An 18,954-nucleotide genomic window follows, 5' to 3' on the forward strand; every position below is an offset into this window, starting at 1 on the left:
AGATTAGACACAAGTAAATTTCGGCTTAATTTTTGGTGACTATTTATTCCGAATCAAGAAACTGATTTTTATTTTTTGCCCAAAAACAGTTCTTAAACATCTCGTAAAATTTATTTAACAAAAAAATAACTCACATTTGTATATACAAATAAAAAATGTGTTACATTTGTACCAACAAATTACATATATACAAATATGAAAATTGAGGAAATAATAAAATCAACTGTACCTATGGATAATTCGAAAAAAATTATTCTGAACGTTCTGTATACGCAAAACGTGATAACAGATAATTTTAATGAATTATTAAAGCCTTATGACCTATCCGGAGAACAATATAATGTTTTGCGCATATTAAGAGGCCAAAAAGGAAACCCGGCAAACATGTGCGTAATTCAAGAACGAATGTTGGCCAAGACGAGTAACACAACTCGATTAGTAGATAAATTACTGCTGAAAGATTTTGTAACTCGAAAAGTCTGCCCAGAAAACAGACGAAAAATAGAAGTTCTGATTACACAAAAAGGACTGGATGTTTTAAAAGAATTAGATCCAAAAGTAATTGCACACGAAGAGTTTTTTTCAAAAAACTTAAATGCTGAAGAAATAGATCAATTAAATCAATTATTAGAAAAATATAGAAATCAATAAATAAAACACATTATGAGTACTTTCCTAGAAAATCAAAATTGGAGATATGCAACAAAGAAATTTGATGCAACAAAAAAAATAACTACAGAAGATTTAAATACTTTAAAAGAAGCCATTCGTTTGAGTTCTTCATCTTATGGATTACAACCGTATAAAGTTATTATCGTTGAAAATCCAGAATTAAGAGCAAATCTTCAACCGGCGGCATGGGGACAATCTCAAATTGTAGAAGCATCACACTTGATCATTTTTGCAAATGAAACTAAACTTGATGAGGTAGCTATAGATGAGTATATTAAAAACATAAGCCTTACCAGAAATACTCCAATTGAAGCATTAGCAGGTTATGGTGACTTTATGAAGTCTAAAATCATTTCTCTTACAGAGGAAGAAAAAAATATTTGGACAGCAAAACAAACTTATTTAGCTTTGGGAAATCTATTGAATATAGCAGCAGAACTTAAGATTGATGCTACTCCAATGGAAGGTTTTGTGCCTGCTCAGGTTAATGAAATACTAGGGCTTGACAAGTTAGGATTGAACGCAACTCTAATCGCAACTCTAGGGTACAGACATGATGAAGACGCTACACAACATTATAAAAAAGTCAGAAAATCAAACGAAGACTTATTCATTACATTATAAATAACTAATTCAAATATTAATCTAAATTCAAATTCAAACACATGAAAAATTTAAAAACAATCGCATTGGCATTAGTAGTAGTTTTATCTACTTTATCAGTAACAGCACAAACTAAAAAAGTTGATGCTACAAAAAGTTCTATCAACTGGACTGGGAAAAAAGTAACTGGACAACATGAAGGTACAATCAATCTTAAAGATGGTGCATTAGTTTTCAAAGGAAAAAAATTAGTTGGTGGTACATTCAATGTAGACATGAATTCAATTGTAGTTACTGACTTAAAAGCAGGTCAAGGTAAAGAAAAACTAGAAGGTCACTTGAAAGCTGATGACTTTTTTGGAACTGACAAATTTGCAACAGCAACTTTAGTTTTCAAAAAATTAGTTACTAAAGCCCCTAATGCATACACTGTAACTGGAGATTTAACAATTAAAGGAATAACTAAACCAGTTACTTTTGATTTAACTACAACTGCTAATACAGCTACAACTAATGTAAAAATTGACAGAACAAAATACGATATTAAATATGGTTCTGGAAGTTTCTTTGACAGCTTAGGAGACAAAGCAATCAATGATGATTTCAATTTAGCTGTAGACTTGAAATTCTAATTTCATCTCAGAAAAAATATCTTAAAACCCTAACAAGCAATTGTTGGGGTTTAATTAAAATCAAGCCCTTGTGTAAAACAAGGGCTTTTTTTATTTAAAAATCTAACCTAAAAAACAGAATGAATTTGGTTTAGAAATAATAGAATTTTAGATTTTAACTCTTGATTTAGCAGTGATATCAAAATTACATAATAGATTCTATAGTAACATATCGTTAATATTCAATGATTATTCAGTTAACACGTACTGCCTATTTTTGAAAAATAAAAGATGCAACTTTATAATGAATACTATGTTTTTGTTCACCAAAAAACATAATGTAAATCCCAATAAACAAATATCCTTCAATATTTCATTGATAAAATTTAATTATGAAAAGAACATTACTTATTTCTATAATCTGCTTGCTAAATGGCATAACTATAAATGCCCAACAAATAAAAGGGATTATCGGGGACGCCAATTGGATGGGAAACTGGACTAATTTTAGACCTACTGCCGCAGAATATCCAGAGACTACAAACATTTTGACCGGCATTATTGATAGTGACCTAACACTGTATAAAAAAAATACTTACCGATTAATTGGGGTTGTATACATAACAAACAATGCTGTATTAACCATTGAGCCCGGAACTGTTATACGTGGTGATGTAGAAACATGCGGTACACTGGTTATATCTAAAGGTTCAAAAATAATGGCCGAAGGTGAACAAACAGATCCCATTGTTTTTACTTCTAATAGAGAAATTTCAGCCAGAAAACCAGGAGATTGGGGCGGCATTATTATAATGGGAGAAGCTCCAATAAATAGAATTGGCGGAGTCGGATTTTTGGAATTTAATTTAGATCCAATGGTAAATCATTACGGTGGACAAAATCAGGACAGCAATTCCGGTATATTAAAATATGTACGCATCGAATTCTCAGGAAGAAAACTCAATGCTCTCAAAGAGCTTAATGGGTTGTCCTTAGCAGGTGTTGGTCGAAAAACTAAATTTAATTTTATTCAAATCAGTTATTCGAATGATGATTCTTATGAATGTTATGGCGGAGATGTAAATTTTGATAATATCATTTCATTTAGGGCAACTGACGATGATTTTGATTTTACACAAGGCGCACAATGCAATATTAGCAATAGTCTCGCAATTCGTTATCCGTATTCATCCGATATTTCTGGTTCCAGATGTATTGAAATAGACTCTTTTGATAAAATTGAAAACACAGATATAAGTAAAAAACTAACCAAAATAACTGCTACAAATATTACTTTGGCAAATTTAGAAGAAAACAATCAAGGCTTGGTTCGGGAAGCTATTTACATTAAAGATAAAAGTTATTTTAGTTTAAATAACAGTGTCGTTTCAGGATTTAAAAGCTGTATTTTATTAGAAGGTAAAATAGCTAATCTCTCAGCTAATTTGTCTAAAATTAATTTACAAACTGTACTAATTAATAATTGCGATGGAGGGATTCAGAGCGAAATACCTGCTTATGATGCCGAAATAAAAAATTGGTACAGCAATAAATCCTTTTCTATTGAATATTCTAAAACAAGTCATTTGGCACTATTTAAAGAGTCCAATCCTAAAAAAACGTTTGATTTTAGAACAAAAGCAGAACCCATACTAGTCAGTGATAATTAAAGTCTAACGTGCAATCAATTTTTGAATGGTCAAATTATCATAATTTCAATAATCCTGAGATGAAGCATCCCTTTTTTCAATAAGCTTAATATGATTTTTTTGGCATTTGATTTTTCATAAATTACAACCTATAAATTTATTTAACAAAAAATCTTTAATTTTTAAGTTTTTTAACGCGTTATATTTTTGAATAATCGAAATTCATTTCTACATTTGTTGCAACAAAATAAAACATGAAAACAATTTTAAACAATACTTGGTGGTGGAACAATTTACGTCAGTCGTCGTGAACAAAGCTTCCTATAGTATTATTAAACTATAAATATAAAAGGCTTGTCATCACGACAAGCCTTTTTTTTATGCTTCATTTATTCGCTATCCAATAATATTAAAAAATTATATTTTGAAACCATACTTACTAAATACAAATTACAAACAAATCCTTGCAGATACTATTACTCCTGTGAGTGTATATCTCAAAATTCGTGATAAATTTCCCAATAGTTTATTACTGGAAAGTAGTGATTATCATGGAAATGACAACAGTTTTTCATACATCTGTTGCAACCCGATTGCTTCCATAAAAATAGAAAACGAAACCATTCATAAGACTTTTCCCGACGGCAGTTTTGAAAAAATTACAATTGATTCTACTACTGATATTCCAGCAGTAATTCAAGAATTTTCAGGTCAATTTAAATCCGAGAAAAACGATTTCAAATTCATCAATAATGGACTTTTTGGATATATTTCATATGATGCCGTTCGTTATTTCGAAAAAGTGTCTATTGCCAAAAAAGAAAATAGCAATACCATTCCCGATGTGTATTATGCTGTGTACCAAAATATAATTGCCATCAATCATTTCAAAAATCAAGCGTATATTTTCTGTCACAGTTTGGATGGAAAAAATAACATTTCAGAAATCGAACAATTATTACAATCCCGAAATATTGCTTCTTATAAATTCTTTAAAGAAGGTGAAGGTTTTTCGAATCTAACTGACGAAGAATTCAAACATAATGTGGCTTTGGCCAAAAAGCATTGCTTTAGAGGTGATGTGTTCCAATTGGTTTTATCCAGAAGGTTTACCCAAGGCTTCAAAGGCGATGAGTTTAATGTGTACAGAGCGTTGAGAAGCATCAATCCATCTCCTTACCTATTCTTTTTTGATTACGGGGATTTTAAAATATTTGGTTCTTCACCCGAAGCCCAAATTATTGTCAAAAACCGTAAAGCCGAAATTCATCCTATTGCAGGGACTTTCAAACGAACGGGTGATGATGAAAAAGACGCCATTCTTGCCAAGCAATTATCTGAGGATAAAAAAGAAAACAGTGAGCACGTGATGTTAGTAGATTTAGCCCGAAATGATTTGAGTAGAAACGGTCATAATGTCAATGTGGAGAAATATCGAGAAGTACAGTTTTTCTCGCACGTAATTCACTTGGTTTCAAAAGTTACCGGACATTTACATGAAAAAGCCTCTACAATGCAGGTTGTAGCCGATACTTTTCCAGCGGGAACATTGAGCGGTGCGCCAAAACACAGAGCAATGCAACTGATTGAAGAGTATGAAAAAACCAATAGGAATTTCTATGGTGGTGCTATCGGTTTTATGGATTTTGAAGGTAATTTTAATCACGCCATTATGATTCGAACTTTTCTGAGTAAAAATCACCAATTGCATTCTCAAGCGGGAGCCGGGATTGTTGCCAGTTCCGATGAAGAAAGCGAAATGCAGGAAGTATACAATAAGTTAAGAGCTTTGAATGCAGCTTTAGATTTAGCGGAAACAATTTAGAAAAATACTAAAGATAAAGAACATGAAAAAAATACTAGTCATAGACAATTACGATAGTTTCACTTATAATTTGGTGCATTATCTTGAAGATTTAGATTGCGAAGTAACCGTTTACAGAAACGATGAATTTGACATTGACGAAATAGCAATCTTCGACAAAATTCTTCTTTCTCCGGGACCTGGAATTCCGGATGAAGCAGGATTACTGAAAGAGGTAATCCGAAAATATGGGCCTACCAAAAGTATTTTTGGAGTATGTCTGGGACAACAAGCTATAGGCGAAGTATATGGAGGAACGCTTTCAAACTTAGATAAAGTATATCATGGTGTTGCCACCAATGTAAAAACAGCAGTAAATGATGAGCTTTTATTCGAAGGGTTAGGAAGTGAGTTTGAAGTAGGTCGTTACCATTCTTGGGTGGTAGACACCAATTTACCAGATGTTCTTGAAGCGACTTCATTCGACGAAAACGGACAGGTAATGTCGTTACGCCACAAAACGTATGATGTGCGCGGTGTACAATTTCATCCTGAAAGTGTGTTAACTCCAAACGGGAAAAAGATATTAGAAAATTGGGTGAAAAATTAGTCATAAAGTCAAATGTCATAATGTCGAAAGACTTTTAAGACCTTCAACTTTAAACTTTAAGACATATTATAAAAATGAAAAATATATTAAACAGATTAATCAATCACGAAATGCTTTCGGCGGCAGAAGCAAAAGAGGTATTGGTTAATATATCAAACGGGAGTTACAACACGAGCCAAATTGCTTCTTTTCTGACCGTTTATATGATGCGCAGCATAAGCATAGATGAACTTTCGGGTTTTCGTGAAGCCTTGTTAGAATTGTGCATCCGAGTTGATTTATCAGCTTACAATACTATTGATTTGTGCGGAACCGGTGGTGATGGAAAAGATACTTTCAATATCTCAACTTTGGCTTCATTTGTAGCTGCCGGAGCTGGAATAAAAGTAGCTAAACACGGAAATTACGGAGTATCTTCAATTTCTGGATCAAGTAATGTAATGGAGAAACTAGGAATCAAGTTCAGTAATGATACTGATTTCTTGGAAAAATGCATGGACAAAGCAGGAATTTGTGTTTTACACGCGCCATTATTTCACCCCGCTATGAAAAATGTGGGACCAATTAGAAAAGAATTGGCAGTAAAAACCTTTTTCAATATGTTGGGACCAATGGTAAATCCATCATTTCCACAAAATCAGTTGGTTGGTGTTTTCAACTTAGAACTGGCCAGAATGTATGCGTATTTGTATCAAAACACAAATACTAATTTCACTATCCTACATTCGCTTGACGGTTATGACGAAGTTTCCTTGACGGGTCCTACAAAAACAATTACCAGTTCCATGGAAGGAATGCTTCATCCGGAAGATTTTGGTGTTCGTCTTTTGCTGCAAAGCGAAATCGAAGGAGGAACAACCATCGAAGAATCGGCTCAAATGTTTACCGACATTATTTCAGGAAAAGGAAATGAAGCCCAGAATAATGTGGTTTGTGCCAATGCTGCAATGGCAATTGCTACCGTTACAAAATGTTCTCCTTTAGAAGGATTTCAAATAGCGAAAGAAAGTTTATTATCCGGAAAAGGACTTGTAGCTTTGAACAAATTGAAAGATTTAAGTAAATAAAAATAGTTTAAAGTTCAAGGCTTAAAGTTGTTGGAATTTCGAACAACTTTAAACTTGAAACAAAGAAAACTTGAAACAAAAAAATAAATGAATATTTTAGACAAAATCATAGTTGACAAAAAAAGAGAAGTGATTCTCAAGAAATCAATCATTCCGGTTTCACAATTGGAAGCTTCTGTTTTCTTTGAGAAAAAGACTATTTCTTTGAGTGATAATTTAAGAAACAGCACATCAGGAATTATTGCGGAACACAAACGCCGTTCGCCTTCTAAAGCAGAAATCAATTACAGCTTTACGGTAGAAGAAGTTACTAAAGGATATGAAAATGCTGGTGCTTGTGGAATTTCGGTTTTGACAGATGGAAAATATTTTGGTGGTTCATTAGACGACTTGCTTTTGGCAAGAGCCACTGTAAACATTCCATTATTGAGAAAGGAATTCATTGTCGATGAATACCAAATATTAGAAGCAAAAGCCCATGGAGCCGATTTAATTTTACTAATTGCAGCGGTTTTAACGAGAGAAGAAATCAAATCATTATCTGAATTTGCCAAAAATTTAGGCCTCGAAGTTTTACTGGAAGTGCACAATCAGGAAGAACTGGAAAAATCGATTATGCCCACATTAGACATGATTGGTGTGAACAATAGAAACCTAAAAACATTCGAAGTGAGTTTGGATTTCAGCAAGCAATTGGCAGCACAAATTCCAGATGATTTTGTAAAAGTTTCTGAAAGCGGAATTTCATCCATAGAAGCTATTAACGAATTAAAACCTTTTGGTTATAAAGGATTTTTAATTGGAGAAAACTTTATGAAAACGGATAATGCCGGTAAAGCAGCAACGGAATTTATATCAAAATTATAAAGATGAAACTCAAGATCTGCGGTATGAAATATCCCGATAATATTCTCGAAGTGGGCGCGCTCCTACCCGATTATATGGGATTTATTTTCTGGGAGAAATCGTCTCGATATTTTGATGGTGTGATTCCAGATTTACCAAAATCAATTAAAAAAGTAGGCGTTTTTGTAAATGCAACACAAGAAGAAATTCTTGAAAAAATAGTAAAATACGATTTGCAAGCCGTTCAATTACACGGACAGGAATCGGTTGAATTTTGTTTGGATTTGAGAGAGAATCTGAAACAAGTCCAGATTGAAATTATCAAAGTATTCTCTGTTGATGACGCTTTTGATTTTGAAGTACTCAAACCGTTTGAAGCCGTTTGTGATTATTTCCTTTTTGATACCAAAGGAAAATTACCAGGCGGAAACGGAACCACATTTGACTGGAAAGTATTAGAAAAGTACCCGTCGAGCAAACCGTTTTTCTTGAGTGGAGGAATCGGAATGGAGGAAATGGAAGCGGTGAATGAAATTTTGAAAACAAATTTACCCCTTTATGCCATTGATGTAAACAGTAAATTTGAAATAGAACCAGGATTAAAAAACATAGAATTATGTAGAGACGCACTGCAGTGCGTCTCTACAATGTGCATCTCTACAGATAACAAAATAAAAAAATAAAATTATGTCATACAACGTTAACGAAAAAGGCTATTACGGAGAATTTGGAGGCGCCTACATTCCTGAAATGTTATATCCAAATGTGGAAGAATTACGTCAACAGTATTTAAAAATAACGGCCGAACCAGAATTTCAAGCTGAGTTTGATGCGTTGCTAAAAGATTATGTAGGTCGCCCAACACCTCTTTATTTTGCAAAACGTCTATCAGAACAATACAACACCAAAATCTACTTAAAAAGAGAAGATTTATGCCACACTGGTGCGCACAAAGTCAACAACACGATTGGGCAAATTTTATTAGCCAAACGCTTGGGTAAAAAACGAATCATTGCCGAAACCGGTGCGGGTCAACATGGCGTTGCTACAGCAACCGTTTGTGCGTTAATGGGACTGGAATGCATTGTGTATATGGGTGAAATCGACATCAAACGTCAAGCGCCAAATGTAGCCCGCATGAAAATGTTAGGTGCCGAAGTTCGTCCGGCAATGTCAGGTTCAAAGACCTTAAAAGATGCCACAAACGAAGCCATTCGCGACTGGATCAACAATCCCGTTGATACCTATTACATCATCGGTTCTGTAGTTGGTCCGCATCCTTATCCGGATATGGTGGCGCGTTTCCAAAGTGTTATTTCTAAGGAAATTAAAGAACAATTACTGGAAAAAGAAGGTCGTGAAAACCCTGATTATGTGATTGCTTGCGTAGGTGGTGGTAGCAATGCAGCCGGAGCTTATTATCATTTTTTGGATGAAAAAGACGTGAATATAATTGCAGTCGAAGCAGCGGGATTAGGAGTTGACTCTGGCGAAAGTGCCGCAACTTCTGCCTTAGGAAAAGTGGGTGTCATTCACGGTAGTAAAACCCTGTTGATGCAAACTACAGATGGTCAAATAACCGAGCCGTATTCTATCTCGGCAGGACTGGATTATCCTGGAGTTGGCCCTATGCACGCTAATTTATATGCCACTGGAAGAGCGCAATTCATCTCGATTACTGATGAACAAGCCATGCAATGGGGATTAAAATTATCTAAAATGGAAGGACTTATTCCCGCTATCGAAAGTGCGCACGCCTTTGCCGTTCTGGACGAAATGAAATTCAAACCAGAGGATATTGTAGTCATCAATCTTTCCGGTCGCGGTGACAAAGATTTGAATACCTATATCGATTATTTTAAATTATAACAGAAGAATAATTTGGGCGTTACCCTCCCAAAAAAAGTCGGGTCGGGCTGTACACTATATCTTTTTTGTGGTAGAAAAAACCACAAAAAAGGATGCCGTTACTATGCCTAACGCAAATAAATAACGAGAAAAAATAATATTATGGAAAATATATTCTCTTACGGAACATTACAATCTAAAGAAATTCAAATGCAGGTTTTTAACAAGCTATTGACTGGAACACTAGACCAACTCAAAGGCTATAAACTAAAAGATCTAAAAATAGAAGAAGAATTTGGAATGGCAGATTATTTTGTAGCAACACCAAGCGAAAATCCTTCGGATGAAATAAATGGTATTGTTTTTACTGTTTCCAGTGAAGATCTAACTAAAGCAGATCAATTCGAATCTAATGCGTATAAAAGGGTTCAAATAACATTGAAATCTGGAATAGTTGCATGGATTTATCTGGAAAATTAATAATTGTAAATATAAAAACATACACCTACAAGGTCTTGAAAACCTTGCAGGACAAAAAATAAAACAATGAACAGAATAAATCAAAAATTACAAGAAGACAAAAAGATACTTTCCATCTATTTCTCTGCGGGATATCCTAACTTAAATGATACCGTACAAATCATTCAGGATTTAGAAAAAAGCGGTATTGATATGATAGAAATTGGATTGCCGTTCAGCGATCCATTGGCTGATGGACCAACGATTCAAGCCAGTTCAACCCAAGCGTTGCATAACGGAATGACCACACAAGTTTTGTTTGACCAATTAAAAGACATTCGCAAAACGGTTGCTATTCCTTTAGTCATTATGGGATATTTCAACCCAATGTTGCAATACGGAATAGAGAATTTCTGCCAGAAATGTGCCGAGATTGGCATTGATGGATTAATCATTCCTGATCTTCCGGTTGATGTATATGCCGATGAATACAAAGCCACTTTCGAAAAATATGGCTTGAAAAATATATTCTTGATTACGCCACAAACTTCTGACGAGCGTATTCGTTTTATTGACAGCGTATCTGATGGATTTATCTATATGGTAAGTTCCGCGAGTGTTACAGGATCACAAACTGGTTTTGGAAGCGTTCAAGAAGACTATTTCAAACGCATTGCCGCAATGAATCTAAAAAATCCTCAAGTAATTGGTTTTGGAATCAACAATGCTGAAACCTTCAATCAAGCTACACAATTTGCCAAAGGCGCGATTATAGGTAGTGCTTTCATTACGCATTTAACCGAAAATGGAACTGGGAAAATTGAAGAATTTGTAAAAGCGATTCGATAAACAACTTCTTTTATATAAAATCAAACGGCGTTTAAAGTTCATTTAAACGTCGTTTTTTTGTGGTTTAAACAATTATAAGTTTAGTAATTTATAAGATTATTTTTATATATTAGCGCAACTAATAAGACTTATCTTTATCAAATTTATTTCTCTATACTTGGGGTGACAGGTCGAAAAATGTCAGACCTATAGACTAGTTGGCAGATATTTTAGAAAAAAATACGCAAATGAATATTAACCAAGATAGATTTTCTGTTGACTTCGGAGAAACTAAAACAATCTGGAATTATGGAATTCCAATTATTGTTCCAGTAAATTTTTCAATTGAACAAGAAAAATACTTAAAAGCAGCTTTGACAACAATTCAATATGGAAATGTATCAGTTGATAATACCTTGAAGACTTATTTTAAAGACTTTGAAAAAAATGAAAAAATAAGATTTTCAAATTCAAAAGATAATATTAATTATAAGTATGATTCTTTAATTAATGAAATTTTAAAATTTCAAAAGCAGACATTTGAAAAAATGTCTCGAAAACTTTTAAAATATAATTTTGTAGATGATTCAGAATCAATATCATTTTGTGGGTTAATTTTTAAACGATTAATAAGTAGTTTTGACGCTTCAAGAAATCTAATAAAACAAGGTTTTTATTTTGAAACATATTCATTAATAAGACAAATGTTAGAACAAATTGCATTTGCATATAACATTTCAGGAAAAGACAATTTTGAAGAATTTATTTCACCAACTAAATGTATTAGTTCATTAAAAGACTTTTATCCATATTCAGGAAAGTTTTATGGATTATTAAGTTCAAAAACTCATATTGATAAAAGCCAAATAGAAAGATTTTTTTATGTGGACGAAAATGGAGAAGGGCAAATTATTTTGAGGTCACTTCAATATTCAATGGAAACCGCAGTAGATCTTCTAATTATTTTAGACTTATATTGTTGTGTATTTGAATATATTTTTAAAGATAAAATATCCAAATATCAATTTATAGAAAATGAAACTACATTAAATGAAAAAAGAATAACGAGAGTTTTTTACCATCAAATATTCGAAAAATATAGAACCATAAATAAATAGAAAAAACATCTGCTAACAGTTAGAGATTCGTTGCGTGCGCAGCACGAACAATGCCCCCCGCTTCGCAAAGTGTTCTTCTGAAAAATAAATTTCTCGTTAATGCTGCGCAAATGTCTCTGACTTTGCGCAATTTTAAGAACTTGCCATTAAAACAAAACGCCATAAAGTCTCTGACTTTCATCAACTTAAATTAAAAAACCCGCTGTAGTACCAGAACGTTAGCAACAAGCAAAAGAAACAACGTGTATAATCGAGAAGAAAAAATATTTTAACGAACGTTAGGTAATTAATAAATTTTACTTATATTTGCACTATGAGACCACAGAAAATTTTAGATACAGATATGATAGCCGGACTTACCAAAGTTTTTAGAGATAAAGGCTATGAAGGAACGAGTTTAAATGATTTAGCAAAAGTAACTGGATTAAAAAAAGCAAGCCTCTATCATCGATTTCCAAATGGAAAACAAGAGATGGCAGAATCTGTATTAAGAGATATAGATCAGTGGGTTGATGATAATATTTTCTTTCCTCTTTTGGACGAAAATAAATCAACAAAATTGAGATTAAAAGATTCTCTAAAAAATATTGAAATTCTTTATGATAGCGGAAAAGAAACGTGTGTTTTAAGAGCCTTTTCTATGCATAGCGGATTATCGCTATTTGAGCAACAGGTAAAATCTGGTATGGATAAATGGATTACCGCTTTTAATGCATTTGGTATTGCCTTAAAATTAACTTCCACACAATCTCAACAAAACGCTATTCAGACCTTAATAGAATTGCAAGGCAGTCTAATTGTAACAAAAGGGTTAGCTGATACAAGTATTTTTAAAAATACTTTAAAAAATATTGAAAAGCGATATTCAATAGAGTAAAAAAATTTGAATTAATAAATTAACAAACGTTCGGTAAATTATGATACAATTACATCCACTACCTCCTTTTAACAAAGAAACAGCGATACAAAAAATTCAAAAGGCAGAAGATGCTTGGAACAGCAAAGACCCAATTCAAATTTCAAAAGCATATACACTTGATACAGAATGGCGTAATCGAAATCAATTCATTAATGGAAGAAAAGAAGTACAAGATTTTCTTGCTAACAAATGGAAAAATGAATTGGATTATAAACTAAAAAAACAACTTTGGACATTTAACGACAACCGTATTGCTGTACGATTTGAGTACGAATATCGAGATAAAAATGGTCAATGGTATAGAGCTTACGGAAACGAGAATTGGGAATTTGATGAAAATGGATTAATGAAAAAAAGGTTCGCAAGCATAAATGACTTAAAAATTAAAGAAACAGAAAGAAGGTTATAAACAATTAGAATATGAAAAAAATTATCCTATTACAACTAATTATCCTATTCACATTATTTGGATGTAAAAGCAAAACAAGTAGTAAAACTATCGATAAATCAAAAAGTATGACACACAAACACCCCACATTATTTAAAACCATCGAAATTGACGGAATTAATATTGCTTACAGAGAGGCAGGAAATCCCAAAAATCCTACAATAGTGCTATTACATGGTTTTCCTTCATCTTCACATCAATACCGAAAAGTTTTATCACAGTTATCTGATGACTTTCATTTGATTGCACCAGATTATCCCTCTTTTGGAAATAGCGATTTTCCATTGGCAAGTGAATATGAATACACTTTTGATAATATTGCAAAAACTATAGATGCCTTTCTAGAAAAGAAAAAAATTGAGTCTTATGCATTAATGATACAAGATTATGGAGCACCTATTGGCTTCAGAATAGCGACAGCTCACCCAGAAAGGGTTACGGCAATAATAAATCAAAACGGAAACGCATATTTAGAAGGTTTGGGTGGTGCTTGGGCTGGAATTAGAGCGCTTTGGAAAGACCGAAATCCTGAAACCGAAAAAGCAATACTACCAGCATTTTCATTAGACGGTTTGAAATGGCAATACACACACGGAACAAGAAATGTTGAAACAATAAATCCCGACACTTGGCATTTAGATTATTTAAGAATTTCAAGACCAAATGCACATAAAGTCAATATGGATTTATTTTACGATTATCAAAACAACTTAAAACTTTATCCAAAATGGCAGCAGTATTTAAGAGATAATCAGCCACCTTTATTAATAGTTTGGGGGAAAAATGATGAGTTTTTTCCTGAAAGCGGAGCAGTTGCTTTCAAAAAAGATGTAAAGGAAATCGACTATAATATTTATGATACTGGGCATTTTGCATTAGAAGAAAATGGAGAAGAAATAATAGAAAAAATTAGAATATTTATGACGAAAGTTGGGCGGTAATTGCCAGCTCCGCAAAGTGTTCCCCGCTCCGCAAAGTGTTCTTCTGAAAAATAAATTTCTCGTTAATGCTGCGCAAATGTCTCTGACTTTGCGCAATTTTAGGAACTTGCCATTAAAACAAAACGCCATAAAGTCTCTGACTTTCATCGTCTTAAATTAAAAAAACACAAACAAGTCATTAAAATCGTTATTTTTATAGTAAAAATACGTCAAAATGAAAGAAGGCTATATAATTCGGGACCAAACTTTACCATATTATATTACGGCAACTGTTGTCGATTGGATCGATATTTTTACCAGGCAAACTTACAGAGATAGTATAATAGAATCTTTGGATTACTGCATAAAAAACAAAGGAATGATTATGTATGGTTATGTTATTATGAGCAATCACATTCATTTAATTATTCAATCGGAGGACGGGAAATTATCAGATTTGATAAGAGATTTCAAAAAATTCACTGCGAAAAACATTTTGGATAAAATCCAAGCTGTACCAGAAAGCCGAAAAGAATGGATGCTAGAACGCTTCAAACTAGCAGCAGAAAAGCATACAAGAAACAAAAATTATCAATTTTGGCAATACGGTAATCATGCAGAAGAAATTTATACAAATAAATTTATGTGGTCTAAATTAGATTACATTCATCTGAATCCAGTAAGAGCCGGTTTAGTTGAAAAGGCTTCACACTATATTTATTCCAGCGCAAGCAATTACATAAATGATTCCGGATTATTAAAAATAGAAAAAGCAGATAATCCTATAATTAATGTTTTAGATTCGAATGCTTTTGTAAAATACAATCAGCAATGAAATAGTACAAAAGTCAGAGACTTTTATGACACTACCTAATTTAAACAGATGCTGAAAATTACGCAAAGTCAGAGACATTTGCGCAGCATACATAACAAACACTTCTGCTCTACAACATGTTCTTTTAAAAAAAGTATTCAAAAGTCAGAGACTTTTATGACGCTACTAATTTAAACAGATGCTGAAAATTGCGCAAAGTCAGAGACATTTGCGCAGCATACACAACAAACACTTCTGCTCACAAAATAATCTTCTAAAAAATAAATACATTCTACAATGTGGATTGTGCAAAATTTAAAGTTTGTTTTGTACTTTTAAAACATACTCATTAACCGAAAAAACTCAAATTACAAGAATGAATTATCACTTTAGAAAAGCGGAACTATCTGAAATAGCTCCAATATGGGAAATTTTACAACAAGCTATACAACGAAGAAAAGAAGACGGGAGCAATCAATGGCAAGACGGCTATCCAAATCCGGAAGTCATACAAAAAGATATTGAAAAAGGAGAAGGATTTGTTTTGGTTGATGGAGAAACTATCATCGGTTATAGTGCGGTACTAATCAATGACGAACCTGCCTATGAGAAAATTGAAGGAGAGTGGCTAACGAATGGTGATTTTGTAGTACTGCACCGCGTTGCTATTTCTGAAAAGTACTTGGGTAAAGGCTTGGCAAAAATGATTCTCAAATACATAGAAGAATTTGCGGTAAGCAACAACATTTACAGCATAAAAGCAGACACCAATTTTGACAATATCGCCATGATGAAAATTTTTGAAAGTTCGGGTTATACGTACTGTGGCGAAGTATATTTTAGAGGAAGTCCTAGAAAAGCATACGAAAAAGTCTTAGCGAAACTGGACTAATTGAAATTTTGAAAACTTAAGGTGACAATAAAAAAAACCGCAAATTCGCAGATAAAAATAGTTGGTAACTGTTTCTATACTGTGCGAATTTGCGGTGTTTTTTTTGATAACAACTTATCTTAAACTGCAACTTCTTCTTCTGGAACCGTTTCAAATTCCATGTGATCCACAATTTCTACTGCTGCTTCCGGTTTAGAACCTTTAAGCGCATTGAATCGTTCTAATTGTTCCAGTTCCCCTTCTTCCCCACTGAAATAAGGAAAAACATCCATAATAGGTGATTCCGAAATAGCAGGAATGGTATAATCGCCCATCGTGCCTTTCATTACACTAGTGGTGTTATCATAGGCCTCTTTTACATCATTAGCCTGCACTAATAAATACATATTGGTCTTGCGCTCTTTACCGCTTTCTTCGTCATACGCCAATAATGAAACTTTAGATCTAAACCAACGATCCGCATTTTCGAAAGGATGAATCTCTGCATAATTGGCCACTTTTATATTCGTGATTTTGAATTCTTCACTGATATACGCCGACATTTCTTCATTGATTCTGCTTTCGGCTTCTGTGTAGGATAACGCGTCTACCAAATACGGTTCTGTCGTAATCTTTTGTCCGCCAGTTTCATCCGTTTTTCTATATTTTACCTTGCATTCGTACCAAATTGTGCTCATCTCTTTTTTTTAAGGATGTCAAAGATAGATTTTAGAGGTTAAAAAAAGTAGCATTCCTAAAATAGATATTCACAATTTCGGAAGAAGATTAGTGTTGTTATAAACTTTATTCTGGCCCTATATAAAATGTTAAAACAATGTTAAATAAAAACTAAACAGTTGTTTAAATTAAACACTTGTTTAGTTTTGTTTTTTGAAAAAATTAGATTCCATTGAAAAGTAATTTTAACGACAAACAAATTCAAATTCTTGAGGTTGCAGAAACACTTTTTGCAGAGAAAGGATTTGACGGTACTTCCATCCGAAACATAGCAAAAGTGGCAAAAATCAACATTGCCATGGTTTCCTACTACTTTGGTTCCAAAGAGCGATTACTGGAATCGCTTATAGTTTACAGAACTTCAGATCTTAAAAACCAATTAGACAATTTATTGCAGGAAGATCTGGAACCTATTGAAAAAATCAATAAGCTGATTGAACTGTACATCAATAGAATCAATAGCAACCGAGGAATATATAGAATTTTACACTTCGAATTTACCTCCAAAAAGAGAGAACAAAATCTCCAAGCTTTTTCTGAATTAAAAAAAGGAAATTTAAAATCCCTTGAAACCATTATCGAGGAAGGCCAGAAAAAAGGCATTTTCAGAAAAGACGTTATTATTCCGCTTATCACACCTACCATTCTTGGGACTTTCTTTCATTTTCACATGAATAAACCTTTCTTCGAAAATTTATTAAACTTGAAAACCGAAGATTTATACAACAATTACATCAAAACCAATTTGACAAAGCACATTCAACAAACTATAAAAGCACTTCTGATTTATGAAAGTTAGTCAACTCATGCTCTTTGGGATTTTCTTTATTGGAATTTCATCCGTAGCAGCACAAGAAAAAACAAGTTTAACATTGAACGAAGCCATTAATTTGGCTTGGACCAAGAGCAATGAAGTTACTCTGGCCAATACAAAAGTGAAAACTAAAAAGTACGAGCTGCAATCCACAAAAAACAATCAATATCCTGATTTGAAACTATCTGGTCAATACCAAAGATTGGCGAATGCATCGGTAGATTTTAAAATAAATCAAAATAATTCCGGTTCACAAGAACCGCTTCCTATAGTAAATCAATTGATGATTGGACAGTTGAACGCCAGTGTTCCTGTATTTTCTGGTTTTAAAATCCAAAACAGTATCAAGGTTTATGAGAATCTTTATGAAGCTGAAATGGCAACAGCATCACAAACCAAAGAAGAAATCGCTTTGCGCGTAATTGATTATTATGCTGGTTTGTACAAAGCGCAAAAAACAATTGAACTGCTGAAAGAAAATCAAAAAAGTGCACAACAACGTGTAACTGATTTTATTGAGCTCGAAAAAAATGGAATTATTCCTAAAAACGACCTTTTAAAATCACAATTACAAGCCTCTAAAATTCAATTGTCATTAGACGAGACGAATAATAATTTGAAAATTATCAACTTTTATTTGGTAACGCTTTTAAAATTAAATCCAGATACCAAACTAGAGATTCGTGAAAGTGATTTTGCCGATTTCCAAATGACGAATGTCCCAACAAATGAGTTGCCGGCATTAGAAAATCGTAAAGATTTAGAAGCAATTCGGTTTCAGGGAAAAGCAAGCGAAGCCAATATCAAAATAGCTAAAGGTTCCTATTATCCTGCAATTGCAATCATTGGCGGTTATACTACATTAGACTTAAGCAATGTCATCACCGTACAAAATGCGATGAATATTGGCGTGGGTATTTCCTATGACTTAAGCGCCATTCTTAAAAATGGAACATTGGTAAAACTGGCTGAAAATAAATTCCTTGAAGTACAAAATTCGGAAGCTATATTAACGGATTATATTAAAGTTCAGGTTCAAAAAGCAATTGAAGATTACGATTTGGCTTTGAAACAAAATGTAGTTTACGGACAAGCAGTAGAACAATCTTCGGAAAATTACCGAATCATAAAAGACAAATATGACAACGGACTTTCGGATACGAATGATTTACTGGAAGCTGATGTAGAGCAACTAAGTTCAAAAATCAATAAAGCATTGGCGCAAGCAAATACCATTCAAAAATACTACGAGTTACTGTCGGTAACTGGACAATTATCTCAAACCTTTACTATTTCAAAAAACTAATCATACCTA

General features: G+C 33.2%; 21 protein-coding genes. 20 read left to right on the forward strand and 1 reads right to left on the reverse strand.

Annotation, left to right across the window (positions count from 1 at the left end):
* Positions 1 to 195: 195 nt before the first annotated feature.
* The 18 genes from CLV00_RS14230 (at position 196) to CLV00_RS14315 (ending at position 16,108) form a co-directional block, all read left to right on the forward strand.
* Positions 196 to 651 carry a MarR family winged helix-turn-helix transcriptional regulator gene (locus tag CLV00_RS14230; protein WP_099715801.1) on the forward strand — a complete coding sequence of 152 codons (456 nt, stop codon included), beginning with the start codon at positions 196 to 198 and terminating at the stop codon, positions 649 to 651.
* A gap of 12 nt (positions 652 to 663) precedes the next feature.
* A complete protein-coding gene (locus CLV00_RS14235) occupies positions 664 to 1,296 on the forward strand; it encodes an NAD(P)H-dependent oxidoreductase (RefSeq protein WP_099715802.1) in 633 nt (210 codons plus the stop codon).
* Between the two features lie 41 nt (positions 1,297 to 1,337).
* Positions 1,338 to 1,907, forward strand: coding sequence for a YceI family protein (locus CLV00_RS14240; RefSeq protein WP_099715803.1), 570 nt, complete (start codon positions 1,338 to 1,340; stop codon positions 1,905 to 1,907).
* Positions 1,908 to 2,278: 371 nt separating this feature from the next.
* Positions 2,279 to 3,556 carry a hypothetical protein gene (locus tag CLV00_RS14245; RefSeq protein WP_099715804.1) on the forward strand — a complete coding sequence of 426 codons (1,278 nt, stop codon included), beginning with the start codon at positions 2,279 to 2,281 and terminating at the stop codon, positions 3,554 to 3,556.
* Between the two features lie 403 nt (positions 3,557 to 3,959).
* Positions 3,960 to 5,360: an anthranilate synthase component I family protein gene (locus tag CLV00_RS14250; protein ID WP_099715805.1), complete on the forward strand. Its 1,401-nt coding sequence runs from the start codon at positions 3,960 to 3,962 to the stop codon at positions 5,358 to 5,360.
* A gap of 22 nt (positions 5,361 to 5,382) precedes the next feature.
* A complete protein-coding gene (locus CLV00_RS14255; protein ID WP_099715806.1) occupies positions 5,383 to 5,949 on the forward strand; it encodes an aminodeoxychorismate/anthranilate synthase component II in 567 nt (188 codons plus the stop codon).
* 74 nt (positions 5,950 to 6,023) lie between these two features.
* Positions 6,024 to 7,016 carry an anthranilate phosphoribosyltransferase gene (gene trpD, locus CLV00_RS14260; RefSeq protein ID WP_099715807.1) on the forward strand — a complete coding sequence of 331 codons (993 nt, stop codon included), beginning with the start codon at positions 6,024 to 6,026 and terminating at the stop codon, positions 7,014 to 7,016.
* Positions 7,017 to 7,103: 87 nt separating this feature from the next.
* On the forward strand, positions 7,104 to 7,883 hold the full coding sequence (gene trpC / locus CLV00_RS14265) for an indole-3-glycerol phosphate synthase TrpC (protein ID WP_099715808.1): 780 nt from the start codon (positions 7,104 to 7,106) through the stop codon (positions 7,881 to 7,883).
* Between the two features lie 2 nt (positions 7,884 to 7,885).
* Positions 7,886 to 8,545, forward strand: coding sequence for a phosphoribosylanthranilate isomerase (locus CLV00_RS14270; RefSeq protein WP_099715809.1), 660 nt, complete (start codon positions 7,886 to 7,888; stop codon positions 8,543 to 8,545).
* Positions 8,546 to 8,549: 4 nt separating this feature from the next.
* The gene (gene trpB, locus CLV00_RS14275; RefSeq protein WP_099715810.1) at positions 8,550 to 9,731 is read left to right on the forward strand and encodes a tryptophan synthase subunit beta; all 1,182 of its coding nucleotides are present in this window, start codon (positions 8,550 to 8,552) and stop codon (positions 9,729 to 9,731) included.
* Positions 9,732 to 9,872: 141 nt separating this feature from the next.
* Positions 9,873 to 10,190, forward strand: coding sequence for a gamma-glutamylcyclotransferase family protein (locus CLV00_RS14280; protein WP_099715811.1), 318 nt, complete (start codon positions 9,873 to 9,875; stop codon positions 10,188 to 10,190).
* A gap of 66 nt (positions 10,191 to 10,256) precedes the next feature.
* Positions 10,257 to 11,018: a tryptophan synthase subunit alpha gene (gene trpA, locus CLV00_RS14285; RefSeq protein ID WP_099715812.1), complete on the forward strand. Its 762-nt coding sequence runs from the start codon at positions 10,257 to 10,259 to the stop codon at positions 11,016 to 11,018.
* A 197-nt stretch (positions 11,019 to 11,215) separates the two neighbouring features.
* Complete coding sequence (locus tag CLV00_RS14290) at positions 11,216 to 12,115, forward strand: hypothetical protein (RefSeq protein WP_099715813.1); 900 nt, start codon at positions 11,216 to 11,218, stop codon at positions 12,113 to 12,115.
* 313 nt (positions 12,116 to 12,428) lie between these two features.
* Complete coding sequence (locus tag CLV00_RS14295) at positions 12,429 to 12,992, forward strand: TetR/AcrR family transcriptional regulator (protein ID WP_099715814.1); 564 nt, start codon at positions 12,429 to 12,431, stop codon at positions 12,990 to 12,992.
* A gap of 40 nt (positions 12,993 to 13,032) precedes the next feature.
* Positions 13,033 to 13,443 carry a nuclear transport factor 2 family protein gene (locus tag CLV00_RS14300; RefSeq protein WP_099715815.1) on the forward strand — a complete coding sequence of 137 codons (411 nt, stop codon included), beginning with the start codon at positions 13,033 to 13,035 and terminating at the stop codon, positions 13,441 to 13,443.
* A gap of 11 nt (positions 13,444 to 13,454) precedes the next feature.
* Positions 13,455 to 14,423 (forward strand): alpha/beta fold hydrolase, encoded by a 969-nt coding sequence (locus CLV00_RS14305; protein ID WP_099715816.1) that lies wholly within the window; start codon positions 13,455 to 13,457, stop codon positions 14,421 to 14,423.
* Between the two features lie 214 nt (positions 14,424 to 14,637).
* Complete coding sequence (locus CLV00_RS14310) at positions 14,638 to 15,237, forward strand: transposase (protein ID WP_099715817.1); 600 nt, start codon at positions 14,638 to 14,640, stop codon at positions 15,235 to 15,237.
* A gap of 355 nt (positions 15,238 to 15,592) precedes the next feature.
* Positions 15,593 to 16,108 carry a GNAT family N-acetyltransferase gene (locus CLV00_RS14315; protein ID WP_099716365.1) on the forward strand — a complete coding sequence of 172 codons (516 nt, stop codon included), beginning with the start codon at positions 15,593 to 15,595 and terminating at the stop codon, positions 16,106 to 16,108.
* Between the two features lie 119 nt (positions 16,109 to 16,227).
* Here the strand turns inward: CLV00_RS14315 and CLV00_RS14320 are convergent, their stop codons facing one another.
* On the reverse strand, positions 16,228 to 16,785 hold the full coding sequence (locus CLV00_RS14320; protein ID WP_099715818.1) for a DUF4494 domain-containing protein: 558 nt from the start codon (positions 16,783 to 16,785) through the stop codon (positions 16,228 to 16,230).
* Positions 16,786 to 16,997: 212 nt separating this feature from the next.
* On the opposite strand from CLV00_RS14320, the gene CLV00_RS14325 reads away from it, so the two are divergent.
* On the forward strand, positions 16,998 to 17,624 hold the full coding sequence (locus CLV00_RS14325; protein ID WP_369800954.1) for a TetR/AcrR family transcriptional regulator: 627 nt from the start codon (positions 16,998 to 17,000) through the stop codon (positions 17,622 to 17,624).
* Entirely contained in the window at positions 17,614 to 18,945 is a 1,332-nt protein-coding gene (locus CLV00_RS14330) for a TolC family protein (RefSeq protein WP_099715820.1), read from the forward strand. The genes CLV00_RS14325 and CLV00_RS14330 overlap by 11 nt, the downstream gene beginning before the upstream one ends.
* The last annotated feature ends 9 nt before the right edge of the window (positions 18,946 to 18,954 follow it).

Origin of the sequence: Flavobacterium sp. 11, from assembly GCF_002754315.1 — a bacterium.
GTDB classification, from domain to species: Bacteria; Bacteroidota; Bacteroidia; order Flavobacteriales; family Flavobacteriaceae; genus Flavobacterium; species Flavobacterium algoritolerans.

Excerpts from the sequence above, each read along its gene's own strand:
- CLV00_RS14310 (WP_099715817.1), top strand. The coding sequence starts at position 14,638 with ATGAAAGAAGGCTATATAATTCGGGACCAAACTTTACCATATTATATT.
- CLV00_RS14280 (WP_099715811.1), top strand. The coding sequence starts at position 9,873 with ATGGAAAATATATTCTCTTACGGAACATTACAATCTAAAGAAATTCAA.
- CLV00_RS14320 (WP_099715818.1), bottom strand. The coding sequence starts at position 16,785 with ATGAGCACAATTTGGTACGAATGCAAGGTAAAATATAGAAAAACGGAT.
- CLV00_RS14255 (WP_099715806.1), top strand. The coding sequence starts at position 5,383 with ATGAAAAAAATACTAGTCATAGACAATTACGATAGTTTCACTTATAAT.
- trpD (WP_099715807.1), top strand. The coding sequence starts at position 6,024 with ATGAAAAATATATTAAACAGATTAATCAATCACGAAATGCTTTCGGCG.
- CLV00_RS14245 (WP_099715804.1), top strand. The coding sequence starts at position 2,279 with ATGAAAAGAACATTACTTATTTCTATAATCTGCTTGCTAAATGGCATA.
- CLV00_RS14300 (WP_099715815.1), top strand. The coding sequence starts at position 13,033 with ATGATACAATTACATCCACTACCTCCTTTTAACAAAGAAACAGCGATA.
- CLV00_RS14270 (WP_099715809.1), top strand. The coding sequence starts at position 7,886 with ATGAAACTCAAGATCTGCGGTATGAAATATCCCGATAATATTCTCGAA.
- CLV00_RS14240 (WP_099715803.1), top strand. The coding sequence starts at position 1,338 with ATGAAAAATTTAAAAACAATCGCATTGGCATTAGTAGTAGTTTTATCT.
- trpA (WP_099715812.1), top strand. The coding sequence starts at position 10,257 with ATGAACAGAATAAATCAAAAATTACAAGAAGACAAAAAGATACTTTCC.
- CLV00_RS14315 (WP_099716365.1), top strand. The coding sequence starts at position 15,593 with ATGAATTATCACTTTAGAAAAGCGGAACTATCTGAAATAGCTCCAATA.
- CLV00_RS14330 (WP_099715820.1), top strand. The coding sequence starts at position 17,614 with ATGAAAGTTAGTCAACTCATGCTCTTTGGGATTTTCTTTATTGGAATT.
- CLV00_RS14295 (WP_099715814.1), top strand. The coding sequence starts at position 12,429 with ATGAGACCACAGAAAATTTTAGATACAGATATGATAGCCGGACTTACC.
- CLV00_RS14235 (WP_099715802.1), top strand. The coding sequence starts at position 664 with ATGAGTACTTTCCTAGAAAATCAAAATTGGAGATATGCAACAAAGAAA.
- CLV00_RS14230 (WP_099715801.1), top strand. The coding sequence starts at position 196 with ATGAAAATTGAGGAAATAATAAAATCAACTGTACCTATGGATAATTCG.
- trpC (WP_099715808.1), top strand. The coding sequence starts at position 7,104 with ATGAATATTTTAGACAAAATCATAGTTGACAAAAAAAGAGAAGTGATT.
- trpB (WP_099715810.1), top strand. The coding sequence starts at position 8,550 with ATGTCATACAACGTTAACGAAAAAGGCTATTACGGAGAATTTGGAGGC.
- CLV00_RS14305 (WP_099715816.1), top strand. The coding sequence starts at position 13,455 with ATGAAAAAAATTATCCTATTACAACTAATTATCCTATTCACATTATTT.